This window comes from Pseudoxanthomonas sp. F37, assembly GCF_022965755.1.
Taxonomy (GTDB): Bacteria; Pseudomonadota; Gammaproteobacteria; order Xanthomonadales; family Xanthomonadaceae; genus Pseudoxanthomonas_A.
Window position 1 is genome coordinate 2,978,179 of the sequence record NZ_CP095187.1, and the last position, 18,346, is coordinate 2,996,524.

At 70.2% G+C, this 18,346-nt stretch carries 20 protein-coding genes; 12 read left to right on the forward strand and 8 right to left on the reverse strand.

All coding sequences use genetic code 11. From position 1 onward, the window contains the following. Nucleotides 1-371 precede the first annotated feature (371 nt). On the forward strand, nt 372-1,262 hold the full coding sequence (locus tag MUU77_RS14090) for an AraC family transcriptional regulator (RefSeq protein WP_245088078.1): 891 nt from the start codon (nt 372-374) through the stop codon (nt 1,260-1,262). Between the two features lie 28 nt (nt 1,263-1,290). On the opposite strand, the gene MUU77_RS14095 is transcribed toward MUU77_RS14090, so the two are convergent. The 3 genes from MUU77_RS14095 to MUU77_RS14105 are packed head-to-tail and all read right to left on the reverse strand — an operon-like array spanning nt 1,291 to nt 3,475. Next, nucleotides 1,291-2,679 carry an NAD(P)(+) transhydrogenase (Re/Si-specific) subunit beta gene (locus MUU77_RS14095; RefSeq protein ID WP_245088081.1) on the reverse strand — a complete coding sequence of 463 codons (1,389 nt, stop codon included), beginning with the start codon at nt 2,677-2,679 and terminating at the stop codon, nt 1,291-1,293. Then, entirely contained in the window at nt 2,676-3,173 is a 498-nt protein-coding gene (locus tag MUU77_RS14100) for a hypothetical protein (RefSeq protein ID WP_245088085.1), read from the reverse strand. Before MUU77_RS14100 ends, MUU77_RS14095 begins: the two co-directional genes overlap by 4 nt. 5 nt (nt 3,174-3,178) lie before the next feature. Beyond that, nucleotides 3,179-3,475 (reverse strand): NAD(P) transhydrogenase subunit alpha, encoded by a 297-nt coding sequence (locus MUU77_RS14105; protein ID WP_245088089.1) that lies wholly within the window; start codon nt 3,473-3,475, stop codon nt 3,179-3,181. A 285-nt stretch (nt 3,476-3,760) separates the two neighbouring features. Here MUU77_RS14105 and MUU77_RS14110 point away from each other — a divergent pair, with 285 nt between their 5' ends. From MUU77_RS14110 to MUU77_RS14120, 3 genes are read left to right on the forward strand one after another with little or no spacing between them, the layout of a single operon-like run. Further along, nucleotides 3,761-4,294, forward strand: a complete 534-nt coding sequence (locus tag MUU77_RS14110) for an RNA polymerase sigma factor (RefSeq protein ID WP_245094508.1) — start codon at nt 3,761-3,763, stop codon at nt 4,292-4,294. Next, entirely contained in the window at nt 4,291-4,680 is a 390-nt protein-coding gene (locus tag MUU77_RS14115; RefSeq protein WP_245088091.1) for a hypothetical protein, read from the forward strand. The genes MUU77_RS14110 and MUU77_RS14115 overlap by 4 nt, the downstream gene beginning before the upstream one ends. A gap of 3 nt (nt 4,681-4,683) precedes the next feature. Then, entirely contained in the window at nt 4,684-5,127 is a 444-nt protein-coding gene (locus MUU77_RS14120; protein ID WP_245088094.1) for a DUF3106 domain-containing protein, read from the forward strand. A gap of 16 nt (nt 5,128-5,143) precedes the next feature. Here the strand turns inward: MUU77_RS14120 and MUU77_RS14125 are convergent, their stop codons facing one another. Together MUU77_RS14125 and MUU77_RS14130 are read right to left on the reverse strand one after the other, a co-directional pair. After that, nucleotides 5,144-6,250 carry an NAD(P) transhydrogenase subunit alpha gene (locus MUU77_RS14125; RefSeq protein ID WP_245088097.1) on the reverse strand — a complete coding sequence of 369 codons (1,107 nt, stop codon included), beginning with the start codon at nt 6,248-6,250 and terminating at the stop codon, nt 5,144-5,146. 76 nt (nt 6,251-6,326) lie between these two features. Further along, nucleotides 6,327-8,618: a DUF1631 domain-containing protein gene (locus tag MUU77_RS14130; protein WP_245088100.1), complete on the reverse strand. Its 2,292-nt coding sequence runs from the start codon at nt 8,616-8,618 to the stop codon at nt 6,327-6,329. A gap of 154 nt (nt 8,619-8,772) precedes the next feature. Between MUU77_RS14130 and MUU77_RS14135 the strand changes: the two genes are divergently transcribed. The 4 genes from MUU77_RS14135 to MUU77_RS14150 all read left to right on the forward strand — a co-directional run bounded on the left by MUU77_RS14135 (nt 8,773) and on the right by MUU77_RS14150 (nt 11,841). Next, a complete protein-coding gene (locus MUU77_RS14135) occupies nt 8,773-9,354 on the forward strand; it encodes a nitroreductase (protein WP_245088103.1) in 582 nt (193 codons plus the stop codon). Between the two features lie 67 nt (nt 9,355-9,421). Further along, the gene (locus tag MUU77_RS14140; RefSeq protein WP_245094511.1) at nt 9,422-10,267 is read left to right on the forward strand and encodes a 5'-3' exonuclease H3TH domain-containing protein; all 846 of its coding nucleotides are present in this window, start codon (nt 9,422-9,424) and stop codon (nt 10,265-10,267) included. A 40-nt stretch (nt 10,268-10,307) separates the two neighbouring features. Continuing rightward, a complete protein-coding gene (locus MUU77_RS14145; RefSeq protein WP_245088106.1) occupies nt 10,308-10,874 on the forward strand; it encodes an NUDIX hydrolase in 567 nt (188 codons plus the stop codon). Between the two features lie 535 nt (nt 10,875-11,409). Then, complete coding sequence (locus tag MUU77_RS14150) at nt 11,410-11,841, forward strand: hypothetical protein (protein ID WP_245088109.1); 432 nt, start codon at nt 11,410-11,412, stop codon at nt 11,839-11,841. Between the two features lie 7 nt (nt 11,842-11,848). Here MUU77_RS14150 and MUU77_RS14155 read toward each other — a convergent pair whose 3' ends face one another. From MUU77_RS14155 to prmC, 3 genes are read right to left on the reverse strand one after another with little or no spacing between them, the layout of a single operon-like run. After that, nucleotides 11,849-12,022: a hypothetical protein gene (locus MUU77_RS14155; RefSeq protein ID WP_245088112.1), complete on the reverse strand. Its 174-nt coding sequence runs from the start codon at nt 12,020-12,022 to the stop codon at nt 11,849-11,851. Between the two features lie 22 nt (nt 12,023-12,044). Next, nucleotides 12,045-12,986, reverse strand: coding sequence for a prolyl aminopeptidase (pip, locus tag MUU77_RS14160; protein ID WP_245088115.1), 942 nt, complete (start codon nt 12,984-12,986; stop codon nt 12,045-12,047). A gap of 30 nt (nt 12,987-13,016) precedes the next feature. Continuing rightward, on the reverse strand, nt 13,017-13,889 hold the full coding sequence (gene prmC / locus MUU77_RS14165) for a peptide chain release factor N(5)-glutamine methyltransferase (protein ID WP_245088118.1): 873 nt from the start codon (nt 13,887-13,889) through the stop codon (nt 13,017-13,019). A gap of 385 nt (nt 13,890-14,274) precedes the next feature. Here prmC and ahpC point away from each other — a divergent pair, with 385 nt between their 5' ends. The 4 genes from ahpC to rnk all read left to right on the forward strand — a co-directional run bounded on the left by ahpC (nt 14,275) and on the right by rnk (nt 18,235). Further along, entirely contained in the window at nt 14,275-14,838 is a 564-nt protein-coding gene (gene ahpC, locus MUU77_RS14170) for an alkyl hydroperoxide reductase subunit C (protein ID WP_245088120.1), read from the forward strand. A gap of 233 nt (nt 14,839-15,071) precedes the next feature. Continuing rightward, nucleotides 15,072-16,658: an alkyl hydroperoxide reductase subunit F gene (gene ahpF / locus MUU77_RS14175; RefSeq protein ID WP_245088123.1), complete on the forward strand. Its 1,587-nt coding sequence runs from the start codon at nt 15,072-15,074 to the stop codon at nt 16,656-16,658. A 56-nt stretch (nt 16,659-16,714) separates the two neighbouring features. Next, the gene (gene oxyR / locus MUU77_RS14180; protein WP_245088126.1) at nt 16,715-17,671 is read left to right on the forward strand and encodes a DNA-binding transcriptional regulator OxyR; all 957 of its coding nucleotides are present in this window, start codon (nt 16,715-16,717) and stop codon (nt 17,669-17,671) included. 123 nt (nt 17,672-17,794) lie between these two features. Next, nucleotides 17,795-18,235 (forward strand): nucleoside diphosphate kinase regulator, encoded by a 441-nt coding sequence (gene rnk / locus MUU77_RS14185; RefSeq protein ID WP_245088129.1) that lies wholly within the window; start codon nt 17,795-17,797, stop codon nt 18,233-18,235. Nucleotides 18,236-18,346 lie beyond the last annotated feature (111 nt).

Consider the following 18,346-nt stretch of genomic DNA (forward strand, 5'->3'; position numbering starts at 1 on the left):
TCCGGACCCGCCACGGGCCGGACGCGGGAACCGCAGGGGGTGCACATCCATCGCGCGCACGCGGTCCATGCCCGGCGCTGCGCTGGCACCACGGGCCTGCATGCGTGGCGCGATGCTGGAGGGGTCCTCCGCGCCGTCGTCTCTCTCCCGGCCAGAGCGGGCGCCAGTTCCCGGTAGAGGAACGCTCGGCCCCTCACCTGGACATGCCCGGCCTGGCCGGGCGTCTTTTTATGCGGCCGGCAAGAAGGCACTTCGAGCGACGCATTGGCCCCTGCGCAGGGCAGCGGATTGGCCCTCAAACGCCGCGCGAATGGCGCCTAGAGTGGCCTTGATGCCGTGCCTCCAGCGCATGCATGCAGAGGGCCAATACGATGCGCACACTCCACTACAGCCTGCGGTTCGGCGACAGCCTGGATCTGTCCCGACTCCCCGGCGATGCCTTCCACGTCCTGCACGCGCGCGGACGCGGCATCCAGGTGGACGCACCCGCCGGATGGATGTCGCTGTGGTGGCCGCTGCACGGCCCGCTGGCGCTGTCCGCGACCGGCGGCCACTGGACCCTGCCCGCACGCCACATGCAGGTGTGGCGTGACGGCCCGCTGCGCTGCCGCGCACTCGGTCCGCGCGGATGGCTCGCGCTGTGCGCGCCCGCGGCCGCATGGGAACGCATGGCGCAGACCCGCGAGCCGGCGACCGGGCTGCTGCCCTGGCGCGGCCGCGCCAGCCGCGACGCGGCGGGCCTGCTGGCGCGGATAGCCCGCGACGGGCACGCCGGCGATGCGCGCGCGCCGGGCGATCCCGCCACGCTGCTGGAAGCCCTGCATTCGGCGCTGGCCGACCTGCAGCCCGACCTGCAGGCCTGCCTGGCCCGCTGCAACGGCCGCACCCTGGCACGGCGGCAGCAGACGCTGCTGCGCCTGCTGCGCGTGCGCCATGCGATCGAATGCAACCCCGACGTGCGGCTGGACCTGGACGCGCTGTCGGGGATGGCGAACTACTCGCCCTGCCACCTCATCCGCATCTACCGCAGCGTGTTCGGGGAAACACCCACCGAGTACGCCGCGCGCCTGCGCGAGCGCCAGGCCTGGGACATGGTCAGCGGTACCGGCCTGCCGATCTGCGAGATCACCGGGATGCTGGGATTCGAGAGCCAGAGCGCCTTCTGCCGCGCGTTCAAGAACGCCTTCGGCCGCACCACCTCGGAAGTCCGTCGCCTGCGCCAGGAGGACGGCGACGAAGTGCGTCAGCCCGCGGCCGCCTGAAGGTCACGGCGCGCGCGGACCGGCGGGCTCAGTGCCCGCCGTCCAGCGCCTTCAGTTCGCTGACCAGCGCGTTCGCCATCTCCGAGCCGTCGCCGTACAGCATGCGGGTGTTGTCGGCGTAGAACAGGGCATTCTCGATGCCGGCGAAGCCGGTGCCCTTGCCGCGCTTGATGACGATGGTGTTCTTGCTGTTCACCACATCGAGGATCGGCATGCCGTAGATCGGCGAGGCCGGATCGGTCTTCGCCACCGGGTTCACCACGTCGTTGGCGCCGATCACCAGCGACACGTCGGTATTGGCGAACTCGGGGTTGATGTCGTCCATGTCGGCGATCAGGTCGTAGGGCACGCCGGCTTCGGCCAGCAGCACGTTCATGTGCCCCGGCATGCGGCCGGCGACCGGGTGGATGGCGAACTTCACCTTCACCCCGCGTTCCATCAGCTTCTGGGTCAGTTCCCAGATCTTGTGCTGCGCCTGCGCCACCGCCAGGCCGTAGCCGGGCACGATCACCACGCGCTCGGCGTAGGCCATCATGGCGGCCACGTCGGCGGCCTCGATGGGCTTCATCGATCCGCCGATCTCCTGCATGGCCGCGCTGCCGCCGCCGAAGTTGGAGAACAGCACGTTGCTGATCCTGCGGTTCATCGCCTTGGCCATGAGGCGCGTCAGCAGCATGCCGGCCGCGCCCACCATGGTGCCGGCGATGATCAGCGCCTCGTTGCCCAGCACGTAGCCTTCAAAGGCCACGGCCAGTCCGGTGAACGCGTTGTACAGCGAGATCACCACCGGCATGTCGGCGCCGCCGATGGGCAGCGTCATCAACACGCCCAGCGCCAGCGCCAGCACGAAGAAGGCGATGATCCACGGCATGGCCAGCGTGGCCAGCGCCATCACGCCGCAGGCGATGGCGGCCAGCGCCACCAGCGCGTTGAACCACTGCTGGCCCGGGAAGGTGTAGCGCTTGTCCATGCGCCCGTCCAGCTTGGCCCAGGCGATCACCGAACCGGTCAGCGAGACGGCGCCGATCAGCGCGCCGATGACGGCGAGCGAAAGGGTGAACGCCGGCGGCGCCGGCTCGCCGGCCGAATACCGCACCAGTTCCACCGCACCGATGGCCGCGGCGGAACCGCCGCCCATGCCGTTGAACAGCGCCACCATCTGCGGCATGTCGGTGATGGCGACCTTCTTGCCCCACACCCAGTTCAGGCCCACGCCGATCACGATGGCCGCGACCATCAGGCCGATATTGTGCAGGCCCGGCAGGAAGAACGTGGCGAAGGTGGCGATCAGCATGCCTGCGCCGGCCCACTGGATGCCGCTGCGCGCGGTCTTGGGGCTGGCCATGCGCTGCAGGCCCAGCAGGAACAGCGTGGCGGCCACGAAATAGCTCAGCTTCACCAGCGTCAACGCACTCATGCACGGCTCCCTTCCGACGGCGCGGGTCGCTTGTCCGACCGATGGTGTTCACGCATTTCGATGGCGGTCTTGAGCAGGCCCACCATGCCCAGGCCGAACGCGACCAGGCCCAACGACAACTGGTTCACCGCCGTCGTGTCGGCCAGGTACGCGCCGACCAGCCCGGCCATCATCGAGGCCAGCGTGTAGGAGGACAGCAGCAACAGCATCCAGCGGCCCTTGCGCGGATCCCGCCAGACCCGGCGGGACATCTCGTTCTGGGTGCGCGTGGGATCCTGCAGCGAGGACAGGCCGATGCCGATGCCCGCATACAGCAGCACGTAGTTCCAGTCGTCGAAGACGGGCGGCCAGCCTGCGGACCCGACGGCCGACACGGCCCATCCGGACTTCACCGCGTAGGCCATCGCCGCCAGCATGGCGGGGTACTGCAGGTAGCTCAACCACTGGAAGATGTCGCGCGCGCTGGCGCGCGCAGGCGCTTGGGCGATCGGCATGCGGGTCACTTGCCACCTGCGGGCTTGCTGCTCTTGAACATCTCCAGCATGCGCTCGGTGACCACGTAACCGCCGGCGGCGTTGCCGGCGCCCAGCAGCACGGCGATGAAGCCGATGGCCTTCTCCAGCGCCGTGTCGGCATGGCCCAGCACCACCATCGCGCCGATCAGCACGATGCCGTGGATGAAGTTGGAGCCCGACATCAGCGGCGTGTGCAGGATCACCGGCACCCGCGAAATGATCACGTGGCCGGCGATGGCCGCCAGCATGAAGATGTACAGCGCCACGAACCCGTCGCTCATCCGCTCCCCCATCCTGTCCACGTTGTCGGCGCCGCCGCAGCAGGGCGGGGCGTGTCCGCATCATAACCGTACCTGAACCCGCGGGGACCGCGGCGGCGGCCTGTCAACCTCCCGCCGCGTGGCGCGTTCCCTCCCACGACCTCGAGGGAGAACGATCATGCCGTACCCGTCCGACCCGTCCCCGCCGATGGCCTGCCGCCGCGCCCGGCCGGCGGGTCGCGCCTGATTCACGGCACGGGCCGCTAAGCTGTGTTGGTGAGCACCGCCCCTCTCCCGTCGCCGGACATGGCGTCCCCGCCCGCACCGGTGGCGACGCTGGAGCTGTTCCTGGCCGACATCGGCCCACGGGCGTTCCGTTTCGCCGAGGCCGGGCTGCGTCATCGCGAGGATGCGCTGGACGCGGTGCAGGACGCGATGATGAAGATGCTGGCCTATGCGGACCGCCCCGCCGGCGAATGGACCCCGCTGTTCTGGAGCATCCTGCGGCGGCGCATCGTGGATCTGCAGCGCCGTGCCAGCTTCCGGCTGCGCTGGCTGCTGCCTACCGGCGACCGCGGTGAGGAAGGCCCGGTGGACTGGGCGCCCGACCTGGGCGCGGGACCCGCGCAGGCGCACGACCAGCGCGAGGCCTATGCGCACCTGGTGCAGGCGCTGCGCGCGCTGCCGGCACGCCAGCGCGAAGCCTTCACGCTGCGCGTGCTGGAAGAACTGGACGTGGCGGACACCGCTCGCGTCATGGGCTGCTCGGAGGGATCGGTGAAGACCCACCTGTCCCGTGCGCGAGACGCCCTGCAGAAGCAACTGGAGGAATTCCGATGACCCCCCGTACCGATGGCGACCGCGACTTCGACGCGCAGGCCCGCAACCTGCATCGCGCGTCACTGGCGCAGATGTCGCCACAGACCCTGGCGCGCCTGCGCGCCGCCCGCCATGAAGCCCGGCGCGCCGCGCCGGCTTCCGGCGGCGCGCGCCCGTGGCGATGGATCGCCGCGACCGCGTTCACCGCCGTGCTGGCGGTGGGCGTGGGCCTGCAGTTCCTGCCGCAGGCGCCCACCGCCACCTCCCCCGGCGCGACCACGACCGCACCGCTGGCCGCGAACAATGGCGATGCGCTGGACGAAACCGCGGCCGGCACGCTGGAAGAAGACCCCGACCTGTACCTGTGGCTGGCTTCCGCCGAGGCGCAGCCCCTTGCGATGGAGTGACCCATGACATCCCGTACCGCCCGCCTGCTCTTCCTCGGCCTGCTGCTCGCGTCCGCCCAGGCATTGGCCCAGTCGCCGCCGCCTGCGCCCTTGCCCGCCTGGGAACAGTTGACGCCGCAGCAACGCGAAGCGTTGATCGCCCCCCTGCGCGACCGCTGGAACCGCGAACCCGAGGACCGTCCGCGCATGATGGAGCGCGCGCGACGCTGGCAGGCCATGTCGCCCGAACAGCGCGCACAGGCGCGCCACGGCATGAAGCGCTTCGAGGGCATGAGCCCGGAGCAGCGCCGGCAGGCCCGCGCGCTTTACGGGCGGATGAAGGGACTCACGCCCGAGCAGCGCACCGCGCTGCGCGACCAGTGGAAGAAGATGACGCCCGAGCAGCGCGAGGCATGGATGCAGGAGCACGCGCCGCGGCGGCGACCGCCGCCGCCGGCAGAACGCTGATCCGGTTACGCCCGCGTCAGGCCGCCTGCGCCGGTGCGTCGGAGCGTTCCGGCCACACCGTCCTGGCCAGCAGCTCGTCGTTCCAGTCGAACTGCAGCGCGCCGTCCCTGACGAACAGGGACACGAAGTTGAGCACGTTGCGGGCGTACATCTCGCTGGCGTGCACCGCACCCAGGCTGGCCAGGTTCAGCGGCCCGGCGATGGTCACGCCCTGTACGTCGTAGGTCTCGCCGGGGCGGGTGAGCTCGCAGTTGCCGCCGGTTTCCGCCGCCAGGTCCACGATGACGCTGCCCGGCCTCATGCCCGCCACCATCGCCGCGGTGATGATCCGCGGGGCCGGCCGGCCGGGGACCGCCGCGGTGCACACCACCACGTCGATGCCCTTCAGGTGATCGGCCAGGCGCTGCTGCTGCAGGGCGCGTTCGTCGTCGGTCAGCGCGCGCGCGTAGCCGCCCTCGCCGGCCGCACTGACGCCCAGGTCCAGGAACCTGCCGCCCAGCGACTCGATCTGCTCGCGCGTTTCCGGTCGCACGTCGAAACCTTCCACCTGCGCCCCCAGGCGCTTGGCCGTGGCCACGCCCTGCAGCCCGGCCACGCCCGCGCCGACGATCAGCACCTTGGACGGCCGGATGGTGCCGGCGGCCGTGGTCAGCATGGGGAAGAAGCGCGGGGCAAGCTGCGCCGCGATCAGCACCGCCTTGTAGCCGGCCATGCCCGCCTGCGAACTCAGCACGTCCATCGCCTGCGCGCGCGTGGTGCGCGGCAGCCGTTCCAGCGGGAAATTCTGCAGGCCGCGTGCCTGCAGCGCCTCGGCGCGCGCGGGGTCGGCGGTGGGCTGGAGCACGCCGACCAGCGTGGCGCCCGCCTTGAAGCCGGCGATCGCTTCGGCGGGAGGCGACTGCACGCAGAGCAGGACATCGGCCTGCGCACGCCCTTCGCCACCGTCCACGGCGGCACCGGCATCGGTGTAGGCCTGATCGATGAAGCCGGCCCCTGCGCCCGCGCCACGCTCGACGACGACGCGCGCACCGGCGGCGATCAGCTTCTTCACCGTCTCCGGCGTGGCGGCCACCCGGCGCTCGCCGGGCGCGGTTTCCTTCAGTACCCGAACTTCGACCGCCATGGCGCCCCTCGTCGTTAGGTCATCGCTGCGGCGATGCTAACAGAGCGCGGCGGGGCCGCGCGGACGCCTGCCGCGATCAGGAAGGGATGCCCGCCGAGGGCGCGGGCTCGAGGCGTTCGATCACGCCCTGCATCGCGCTGTCGAACGCGTCCTCGCTCTGGTGCGTGCGCAGGCGGCCCAGCCGCACCATGGCCGCCAGTTCCTCCGGCGAGGCCACGCAGAAGCGCACGCCGCGCCGGTTGACGAACAGCAGGCGCGAGGAGATCGGGCTGACCCAGGACAGCTTGCCGGCCTGGACCTTGTTGTCCTTGTCGATGAAATCCAGCCACGTGCCGATGGGCAGGCCGCGGAAGTGGTCCGCATCGCTGTGGTCGAAATCGAGCGTGTCGGCGCCGCCGACCAGTTGGATGGGCGTGGCTTCTTCGTCCACGGCCGGCTTGGGCAGCACCACCTGGGGCAGTTCCGGCAGTGCCTTTTCCAGGTCCGGACGCGCCGCGGCCACGGCCTGCAGCGTGTCGTGCAGCGCGTCGACGGCCCCGCCGGCGGCATCCTGGTTCAGGCCGACACTGGCGAACACCTTCAGCAGCGCAGGCCGCCAGGCCTGCAGCCACGGCTTGCCGATCACATGACGCTGCGCTTCGGTCAGTTCTTCCAGCAGACCGTCGGCCAGCGCCAGCGATTCGCGCAGGCCCTCGCCCTCCTCGCCCTCGCGCAGCACCGTCATGGTGACGTGGTGGGCCCACGGCTGGCGCAGGAAATCCTCGATCGCCTGCGGCACGCGGCGGTCGGCCAAGCGCTCGTCCAGCTCGGCGGCCATGCGCGTGCGCGCGGCTTCCAGGCGCTCCTGGCCGCGCTGGATCTCGGCGGCACGGCGCTCGGCGATCTCGATGCGGCGACGGTGCTGCTCCAGGAACGCGCGGAACTCCTCTTCCAGCGTCAGGAAGATCGCCAGGTTCTCGTTGAACTCGGCCACCAGGCGGTCGATGACCTCCTCGACCTTGGTCAACAGCGTGCGCTCGGCGGCGCTCTCGCCGTTGTTGCCCTCGCAGGCCTCGGCCAGCACGTTCAACAGCCGGCGCGCAGGATGGGTCTTCTGCACGAACATGCGACGGTCCAGCAGCGCCACCTTGACGAACGGCACCACCAGGCGGCCGATCAGTTCGCGTGGACGACCCTCCAGGTCGCGCTCGTCCAGCATCACGTCGAACAGCATGCCGACCAGGTCGATGGCATCTTCGTCGACCGGCGCCAGGCGTGCCGTGGCGGGGTCCACGCCCAGCTGCATCGCGCTGCTGAGCACTTCGTTCTTCAGGCGCTGCGACAGCGATTCGCCGGTATCGCCGATGGCGGCGCGCAGCGTGGCGCTGGGCGCGCTCTGCAGCAGCGACAGCACCGACAGCATCTCGCGCTGCGACAGGTCGCGCTGCGGATGCGCCGGGCGCGGCGCCTCGTCCTGCACGTCACGGCCGCGGCGCGACTCCTGCAGCAGGTGGTGCAGCGCTTCCAGCAGCACGCTCTGCGCACCCGGCGCGGCGGCGTAGCCGGGCGGGGCCTCGCCGAAGCCGGGGGCCTGCGCGCCGGCATGTGCGGCCTGCAGGCCACGGTTCACGCCGGCCATGCGGTTGAGGAAGCGCGCCGCCCAGGCCGGCGCACCCGGCTCCTCGTCGGCGATCAGGTCCTCCAGTTCGCGCGTGGCCTCGGGCCGGGGCGCGCGTCGTGCCTGATCCGGGGCGGTGGCTCCCCCCAGCCGCTGGTCGAGTGCCGCGTAGATCCGGGCGATCGCCGGAACCAGGTCGCGTTCGCACAGCTTGATCACCACCAGCCTGACCTCGGGGGCCAGGTCGCAGCCCGAGAAGGCCTGATGGACCGCCACGCCGATGTGCTCGGGGCCGATGGGATTGAAGTCGTTGTCCAGCGCCACGTCGCCGGCGATCCAGCCGAGCCGGCGGTCCAGCCGCGCGAGCACCGGTTTGCAGTCGCGCTGGATGACGCTGGCCAGGTTGCGCACCGCCAGCCGGGATTCCAGCTCCTGGTCGGTCACCAGGGTCAGGGTGTCGTCCGCACCGTGCGCGAAGGCCGTCTCCATCGACATCGGCTGTCCTTCCTGCAGGGCCTTCCAGGCGCGCTGCAGGTGGGCGCGGAAGCGCACCACGATGTCCTCGCGGCGGCGGCGCAGTTCGCGCATGGCATCCAGGAACGCCATCTGCGAAGGGCCCGCGCGCTCGGCGCGGTCGAACAGGGCGTCGTCGAACCGGCCCAGCGCCATGGCGAAGGCATCCACCAGCGGCGGGACCGCCGCGTCGCGCGCCTGATCGAGCAGGCGCGTGTCGCGCCCGGGGCGGTCCGCGATATTGAAGACGTTCGACATGCGCAGGGTCTCCGCCCGGAGAGGGCGAAAGGCGTTCGGGGGATGCGGACCGGGGATCCGCCATGACATCGTAGGAAATCCGCCGCACGGGCAACCGTGATGCTCTCGGCATTTTAGTGCCATGCAACAAGATGTGACACGGTAAACTTGACGCATGTCGCTTACCGATCCCCTGCCCATCCTCGACACACGCCGCTCGGTGCCGTCCCGGCAACTCGGCGAGCCCGGCCCGGACCACGCCACGCTGCTGCGCATGCTGGCCTCGGCCGTGCGCGTGCCGGACCACGGCAAGCTGGTGCCGTTCCGCTTCATCCGCCTGCAGGGAGCGGCCCGCCATGCGCTGGGCGACCTGCTTGCGGCACGCACCTTGCATCTGCAGCCCGACGCGGCCGCTGCCGTCATCGAGAAGGACCGCGCGCGCTTCGCCCATGCGCCGGTGGTGATCACCGTGGTGGCGCGGCTCACGCCGGGACACAAGGTGCCCGAGCAGGAGCAGTTGCTGACCGCCGGCAGCGTCTGCTTCGCCCTGCTGCAGGCCGCGCAGGCGCTGGGCTTCGGCGCGCAATGGCTGACCGGCTGGATGGCCTACGACGACGCGGTCGCGGCCACGCTCGGCCTGTCGGCTGACGAGCGCATTGTCGGCTTCATCCATATCGGCACGCCGAAAATGGAAGCGCCGGAACGCGAGCGCCCCGATCCGGCCCTGCTGCTCACGGACTGGACGCCCGGTGACTGAGGCGTTTCCCGGGCGGCCGCTCTATCTGGTCGACGCCAGCCTGTACGTGTTCCGCGCCTGGCATTCGATGCCGGACGAGTTCCAGGATGCCGATGGTTGGCCCACCAACGCGGTGCACGGCTTCGCGCGCTTCCTGCTGGAACTGCTGGAGAAGGAGCGTCCCGCGCACATCGCCATCGCCTTCGACGAAGCGCTGGACAGTTGCTTCCGCAACCGCCTGTATCCGGCCTACAAGGCCAACCGCGACCCCGCTCCGGAAGCGCTGCGCCGCCAGTTCACCCACTGCAAGGCGCTGTGCGCCGCGCTGGGGCTGAGCGTGCTGGCGCATGGCGAATACGAAGCCGACGACCTGATCGGCAGCGCGCTGCATGCCGCGCGCCCGGATGCGTTCCGCGGCGTCATCGTGTCGGCCGACAAGGATCTCTCGCAATTGCTCGGCGAACACGACGAGCAATGGGATTTCGCGCGCGGCCAGCGCTGGGGCATGGCCGGCGTGAAGGCGCGGCATGGCGTGGAGGCGCGGCAGATCGCCGACTACCTGGCCCTGACGGGCGATGCCGTGGACAACATCCCCGGCGTCAGCGGCATCGGCGCGAAGTCCGCGGCCGTCCTGCTGGCGCACTTCGGCGATCTCGACACCCTGCTTGCCCGCGTGGACGAAGTCGCCTTCCTGCGCCTGCGCGGCGCCGCCACCCTGGCCCTGCGCCTGCGCGAACAGCGCGAACACGCCCTGCTCTGGCGGCAACTGACCACCATCGCACTGGACGCCCCCCTGGGCGATGTCGCCCACGGCCACGCACGCGGCCCGGCCGACGGCGACATGCTGGCAGGCCTGTCCGATGCGCTGCGGCTGGGCCCGATGACGCGGCGCCGGCTGCGGGCGGTGGCGGGGCTGGACGATCCGGCTTACTGATCGTCTGTAAAACGTCACCCGCACCCGATAGCATCGACGCATGGACCGACGCGACGACGACAAGCCAAACACGCCCGCCGAAGTGGTCTGGCAGGGCAAATACCAACGCATGATGGTGCGCGGCACGTGGGAATACGTGGAGCGCGTGCATGCGGGGGGCCTGGCGGCGATCATCGTGGCGGTGACGCCGGAAGACAACGTGCTGTTCGTCGAGCAGTACAGGGTGCCGCTGCAGGCGCGCACCATCGAAATGCCGGCCGGCCTGGTCGGCGACATCCATGCCGGCGAATCCATCGAAGTGTCCGCGATCCGCGAACTGGAGGAAGAGACGGGCTGGACGGCCGCTCACGCGGAAGTGCTGCTGATCGGTCCCACTTCGTCCGGGAGCAGCAGCGAGAAGATCGCCTTCGTCCGCGCGACCGGCCTGCGCAAGGTGGGCGAAGGCGGCGGCGATGGCGACGAGGACATCACCGTGCACGCCATTCCCCGCGCACGCGCCGCCGCGTGGCTGGCGCAGAAGATGGCCGAAGGCTACCAACTGGACGCCAAGCTCTGGGCGGGCCTGTGGATGATCGACCACAACCTGGACGGCACGCCGCGCCGGTGACGGATCAGCAGGCCCTGACCGCGTAACCGGCCGGACGCCCGACGCCGGCGCCCGCGCGGCGCAGGGCCACGGTTTCACGATGCGGCGTGGCGGCTTTGCCGAAGGCCCCGGAGAACTCCAGCATCGCGTTCGCCTGCGCACGCGCGCACCGGACACGCACCCCGGTTCCCGCCTGAATGCCGGGCAACGACACCCGCGCGCGCGTCATCCCGCCGCCGCCCGGAACGTTCCGCGTGCGATCCCCTCATGAGCTTCCGACGTGCGTCCGACTACCTGCCTTCTGGCGGCCCTGATCGCCACCGTCCTGCCTGTGCTGGCTCAGGCCACCCCGCAGGACCCCTCCGGTGAGTGGCAACCCGACGTGGAGACGAACCTGCAACTGCTGCAGGAGGCCGAGCGGGCCATGCCCGTGGATGCGCGCCCCAAGCGGGGTCCAGGCCCAGGACGCGGCGGCCCGGGTGGTGCCGGCGGACCGCCTTCCGGCCGTGGCGACGGCTCCATGGGCCCGCCGCCCGGCGGTGCGGGAGGCAGGCCCATGGGCCCTCCCCCGGGAGGCGCCCGTCCCGGCGGTGGCCGTCCCAGCTTGAAGGGCCTGCTGCCCACGCAAGGCGCCTTCGCCGCACCGGAGGATGCCGTGCTGGTGCTGCAACGGATGCGCGAAGCGGTGGTGTTCGGGACCTCGGACGGCAGCGAGGTGGTGATCGTGCCGTTGTCGGGCACGCTCGATTTCGCCGACGGCACGCGCGCGACGCTGCGCGATGACGGCGGCCGGCTGACGCTGCAGTTGGATATCCCCGACGGGCGCCGCGCGACGTACCGTTACGCGCTGCCCGATGCGGCCTCCGGCGCGCTGCGCATCGACATCACCATCGAGGGCGATCGCCTGCCCGGGGGCAGCGCGCGCCTGCAGCGCGTCTACCGCCGCATGCAGGTCGACGTGGCCGCGCCGGAGCGCGCGTCGCCGTAGGGCCCGCTCAGCGCAGGCGCCGGTCGAAGAAGGCGGGTGCGCGCTGCCACAACCACGCGGCCGCCACGGCACCATGACGCCGCGTCATGCCGTGGCTTTGCGGTGCCGGGAACGTGCGGTGCACGGTACCCATGCGCGGGTCGAGGGCGGAGGCGGTGGCACGCGATCGACCCAGGGCCATGCCCTTCGGCGGTGCGCAGGCGTCAGGCAAACGCGTCCGTCGCGCGCACCAGGGCGTCGATGTTCTCGGCTTCGAACGCCGAATGGCCCGACGCCGGGGTGATCTCCAGCTTCGCCTTCGGCCAGGCCTTGTGCAGCTCCCACGCGTTGGCGATCGGGCATACCACGTCGTAGCGACCGTGCACGATGACACCCGGGATATCGGCGATGCGCGGTGCGTCCCGCAGCAGTTGGTCTTCCACTTCGAAGAAGCCGCCGTTGACGAAGTAGTGGTTCTCGATCCGCGCGAAGGCCAGCGCGAACTCGGGCTCTTCGTGGCCGCTGACGAAGTCGGCGTCCACGTGCAGGAAGCTGGTGGCGCCTTCCCACACGCTCCACGCCTTGGCGGCGGCCAGGCGCGTGGCCTTGTCCTCGGAGGTCAGGCGGCGGTGGAAGGCCGAGATCAGGTCGTGGCGCTCCACCGGCGGGATCGCGGTGATGTAGTGCTCCCAGGCGTCCGGGAACAGCCGGCTGGCGCCCTCCTGGTAGAACCACTCCAGTTCCCAGCGGCGCAGCATGAAGATGCCGCGCAGCACCAGTTCGGTGACGCGCTGCGGATGGGTTTCGGCATAGGCCAGCGCCAGCGTGGAGCCCCAGCTGCCGCCGAACACCTGCCAGCGGTCGATGCCCAGCGCCTGGCGCAGCTTCTCGATGTCCGCCACCAGGTCCCAGGTGGTGTTGTCCACCAGGTCGGCATGCGGTGTGGAGCGGCCGGAGCCGCGTTGGTCGAACAGCACGATGCGGTACCTGGCCGGATCGTGGAAGCGCCGCATCTTCGGGCTGCATCCCGCGCCCGGCCCGCCGTGCAGCAGCACCACGGGCTTGCCCTGCGGATTGCCGCACTGCTCGTAGTACAGCGTGTGGCGGTCATCGACCTTCAGCGTGCCGGTGTCGAAGGGTTCGATATCGGGGTACAGCGTGCGCATGGGCGGCCCGTCCTGGATGAAAGCGACAGTCTAGCGGCTCGCGTCCTGCACTTGCGCCAGCCGTCCCAGGGTCACGCGGTCGCGCGCCTCCAGGTCGACTTCCGTCGCCACATCCACGAAGTCCGCCTGCGCCATCAGGGCGCGGATGGCGGCGCCCTGGTCCCAGCCATGCTCCAGCAGCAGCCAGCCGCCGGGGAGGAGGAAGTCCGGCGCCCCGCCGATGATCTCGCGGATGGCATCCAGGCCGTCCGTACCGGACGCCAGGGCCGTCGCCGGCTCGAAGCGCAGGTCGCCCCGTGCAAGGTGCGCGTCGCCATCGGCGATATAGGGCGGATTGCTGGCGACCAGGTGGAAGCGCTGGCCCGCCAGCGGCGTCCACCAATGGCCCTGGCGGAAGTCCACGTGGGCCAGGTCGTTGGCCAGGGCATTGGCTCGCGCGACGGCCAGGGCCTCCGCGCTCGCATCGGTGGCCACCACCCATGCCTGTGGCCGCTCGCTCGCCAGCGCCAGCGCGATCGCGCCGCTGCCGGTGCCCAGGTCGGCGATACGCACGGGTCTGTCTGGAGGCAGGCGCTCCAGCGCCAGCTCGACCAGGCGTTCGGTCTCCGGACGGGGAATCAGCGTGGCGGGCGACACCTTCAGGTCCAGGGTCCAGAAGCCCCGATGGCCGGTCAGGTAGGCCACCGGCTCCCCGGCCAAGCGGCGCTTCAGCAGGGCTTCGAACGCTGCCGCCTCGGCCTGCGTCAGGCCCGCGTCGCCGTGCGCGAACAGCCAGGCGCGGTCGCGCCCTAACGCATGCAGCAGCAGGTGTTCCGCCTCGTGGCGCGCCTCCGGCCCCGGCAGGCGTGTCGCGGCGGCGCGCAGGGCAGAGTCGATGCGGGCGGTGGGCAGGTGGGCGGTCATCGCAGGCATGGTACCGGCCGCAGGCGTCACCGACGCCCCCGTATCGCCGCGCCGCACCATCGGGGTGCTCAATGGCGCGGGGCGCCCGTGGCGTGGACATGCTGCTGGCGAGGACCTTGGCCACGCGACCGCCTCGGGCCTGGCGTGTCGGTCTCCCCCGGTCGTCCGGCATGGCCTGGAACGCTAATCGCTTGAAAAACAGCAGGTTGGGCCACAGGTTGAGCGTCGAGGCATGGCTTCACCGCATCGACGCGCACCTCCTCACTGATCGATAGTCATGTTCTATTGATCCAATTCCATCAATCGATTTGAGATATCAATAGACCCTGCCTACCATTGCGCCATCGCTTCACCACACCCATCCCACTCCACACGAGGATCTCCGATGTCCCTGATCAACACCCCGGTCCAGCCGTTCAAGGCCACTGCGTTCCACAACGGCGAATTCGTCGAAGTCACCGACGGCACCCTGAAGGGCAAGTGGTCGGTCCTGATCTTCATGCCGGCCGCCTTCACCTTCAACTGCCCGACCGAAGTGGAGGACGCCGCCGCCAACTACGCCGAGTTCCAGAAGGCCGGCGCCGAGGTCTACATCGTCACCACCGACACGCACTTCTCGCACAAGGTGTGGCACGAAACCTCCCCGGCGGTGGGCAAGGCCCAGTTCCCGCTGGTCGGCGACCCGACCCACCAGCTGACCCGCGCCTTCGGCGTGCACATCGAAGAAGAAGGCCTGGCCCTGCGCGGCACCTTCGTCATCAACCCCGAAGGCGTCATCAAGACCGCCGAGATCCACAGCAACGAGATCGCCCGTGACGTGTCGGAAACCCTGCGCAAGCTGAAGGCCGCGCAGTTCACCGCCGCCAACCCCGGCCAGGTCTGCCCGGCCAAGTGGAAGGAAGGCGCCAAGACCATCGCGCCGTCGCTGGACCTGGTCGGCAAGATCTAAGCCTCACCGCAGCACCGGCGCATCCCGGCGTGGATGCGCCACCGCGATACCGTGCCATCCGCACCCTGCCACCTCCGGGCCACGCGCCCGGAGGTCGGCCCCCCGACGGACGTTTGCAGCAGCGGCATGTGCCGCTTGCCGGTTCCTCCTCCCTGGCCGGCTCCCTCCCCCGGCGCATGCCGCTCCTGCAAACGCCTGACCCATCCCCCGATTCCTCCACGGAGACGTTCGCCATGCTGGACGCCAATCTGAAGACGCAGCTGAAGGCCTACCTCGAAAAGGCCGTGCGCCCCATCCACATCACCGCGCACCTGGACGACAGCGACGCCTCCGCGGAGCTGCAGTCCCTGCTGAGCGACCTGAAGGAGGTGTCGGACAGGATCAGCGTCACCGAGCAGCGCGGCGGCGAACGCACGCCCTCGTTCTCGCTGACCTCGCCGGGCCACGACATCCATCTGGCCTTCGCCGGCCTGCCGATGGGCCACGAATTCACTTCGCTGGTGCTGGCGCTGCTGCAGGTCGGAGGCCATCCGTCCAAGCTGGCCCAGGACGTGATCGAACAGATCCGCTCGCTGGACGGCGAATACCGCTTCGAAACCTATTTCTCGCTGTCGTGCCAGAACTGCCCGGACGTGGTGCAGGCGCTGAACCTGATGGCGGTACTGAACCCGGCCATCCAGCACGTCGCCATCGACGGCGCGCTGTTCCAGCAGGAAGTCGAGCAGCGCGAAGTGATGTCGGTGCCGACCATCTTCCTCAACGGACAGGTGTTCGGTGCCGGCCGCATGGGCGTGGAAGAGATCGTCGCCAGGCTGGACACAAATGCAGGCAAGCGCGAGGCCGAGAAGATCAAGGCCAAGGCGCCGTACGACGTGCTGGTCGTCGGTGGCGGCCCCGCCGGCGCGGCGGCCGCGATCTACGCCGCGCGCAAGGGCATCCGCACCGGCGTGGCGGCCGAGCGCTTCGGCGGCCAGGTGCTGGACACGATGGCCATCGAGAACTTCATCTCCGTGCCGTACACCGAAGGCCCGAAGCTGGCCGCGGCGCTGGAACAGCACGTCAAGGACTACCAGGTCGACGTGATGAACCTGCAGCGCGCGGAGAAGCTGGTACCGGCAGGCGCCGATGGCCTGGTCGAGATCCACCTGGCCAACGGCGCATCGCTGAAGTCCAAGACCGTTGTCCTGTCCACCGGCGCGCGCTGGCGGCAGATGAACGTGCCGGGCGAGAGCGAATACCGCAACAAGGGCGTGGCCTACTGTCCGCACTGCGACGGCCCGCTGTTCAAGGGCAAGCGCGTGGCGGTGATCGGCGGCGGCAATTCCGGCGTGGAGGCGGCCATCGACCTGGCCGGCATCGTGGCCCAGGTCACCCTGATCGAGTTCGACGGCAAACTGCGCGCCGACGAGGTGCTGCAGCGCAAGCTGCACAGCCTGCCCAACGTGCGCGTGATCACCAGCGCCCAGACCACCGAGGTGCTGGGCGACGGCGGCAAGGTCACCGGACTGGTCTACAAGGACCGCGTGGGCGGCGATACGCATCGCGTGGAACTGGAGGGCATCTTCGTGCAGATCGGCCTGCTGCCCAACACCGAGTGGCTGAAGGGCGTGGTGGAACTGAGCCCGCGCGGTGAGATCATCATCGACGACCGCGGCCAGACCAGCGTGCCGGGCGTGTTCGCCGCCGGCGATGCGACCACCGTGCCGTACAAGCAGATCGTGATCGCCATGGGCGAGGGCTCCAAGGCCGCACTCAGCGCGTTCGACCACCTGATCCGCAGTTCCGCCCCGGTGGAAACCGCGGACGCCGTGGCGGCATGATGCATCGCGCGGGCGGTGCGCCCGCGCCGCTCCGCGCTCCTTGAAGGAGGCTTCCGATGAATCTGCGCGACCTGAAGTACCTGGTGGCCCTGGCCGACCACAAGCATTTCGGGCGCGCCGCCGCCGCGTGCTATGTCAGCCAGCCCACGCTTTCCACCCAGATCAAGAAGCTGGAGGACGAACTGGGCGTGCCGCTGGTGGAGCGCGCGCCGCGCAAGGTCATGCTGACGCCCGCCGGCCGCGATGCCGCCGATCGCGCGCGCCGCATCGTGGCCGAGGTGGAGCAGATGAAGGAAGCCGCCCGCCGCAGCCAGGACCCCGAAGCCGGCACGGTGCGGCTGGGCCTGTTCCCGACCCTGGGCCCGTACCTGCTGCCGCACGTGGTGCCGCGCATCCGCGCGCGCTTCCCGCACCTGGAACTGCTGCTGGTCGAGGAGAAGAGCGATGTGCTGCTGTCGCGGCTGCGCGAGGGCAGGCTGGATGCCGGCCTGCTGGCGTTGCCGGTGACGGACGACCAGCTGCACACGGAATTCCTGTTCGAGGAGCCCTTCGTGCTGGCCGTGCCCGAATCGCATCCGCTGGCGCAGCGTGGGTCGCTGACGCTGGCCGAGTTGTCGCAACAGCAACTGCTGCTGCTGGAAGACGGCCATTGCCTGCGCGAACAGGCGCTGGACGTATGCCGCCTGTCCGGCGCCAACGAGAAATCCGAGTTCCGTGCCACCAGCCTGGAAACGCTGCGCCAGATGGTGGCGGCGGACGTGGGCATCACCCTGCTGCCGACGCTGGCGGTGAAGCCGCCCGTGGCGCACTCGCAGAACATCCACCTGCTCGGCTTCAGCGATTCGCACCCCAGCCGCCGTATCGCCATGGTGTGGCGCAAGAGTTCGGCGATGAGCGGATTCCTGCAGCAGCTCGCCCAGGTGTTCCGCGAACTGCCGCCTGCGCTGTTCCAGCCGGACGCGCCAACCGCCGACCTCGCCGCGCCTGCGCCGACGCCTCCGCAGGCGGCTTGAACCCTGCCGCCTTCCGGGCTACGGTAGGCACGCAAAACAGGACTCCGATGGGCGGCGCGGCGACGCGCCGCCCGTTTCCTTTTGCGCGATCCCAAAACCTCCAGAACTGCAGAGAATTTGCCCATGAACAACACCCGCACCAGCGGCCTGCCGCCGTCGCTGCCCCCGCTCGTCGTCTCCAGCCGCGACCTGTCCCGCCTGGAAGCCCTGCTGGACACCCCCGTGCTGCGCCGGCACCCTGCCGCGCTGGCGCTGATGGACGAACTGAACCGCGCCGACGTGCGCACGCCGGAGGACATGCCCGGCAACGTGGTGACGATGCATTCGCGCGTCGAGTGCGAAGACGAACTCACCGGCGAACACCACCGCCTCACCCTGGTATACCCCCACGAAGCGAACGTCGAGACCGGACAGGTCTCCGTGCTGGCGCCGGTCGGCAGCGCGCTGCTGGGGCTGTCGGTGGGGCAGACGATCGACTGGCAGGCGTCCGGCAACCGGCCGTTGCGCCTGCGGGTCACCGCGATCGACTACCAGCCCGAAGCCAGCGGCGACCTGCACCGCTGATCCGCGGCCGCGTTATCGCCTCAATCCACGAAAAGTACGCTCCCGCAGCCGGCCCGCCCCTGCGGGACAGGGCATACTTGTCGCCCCGATTCCCCCACCCCATCGACCGCC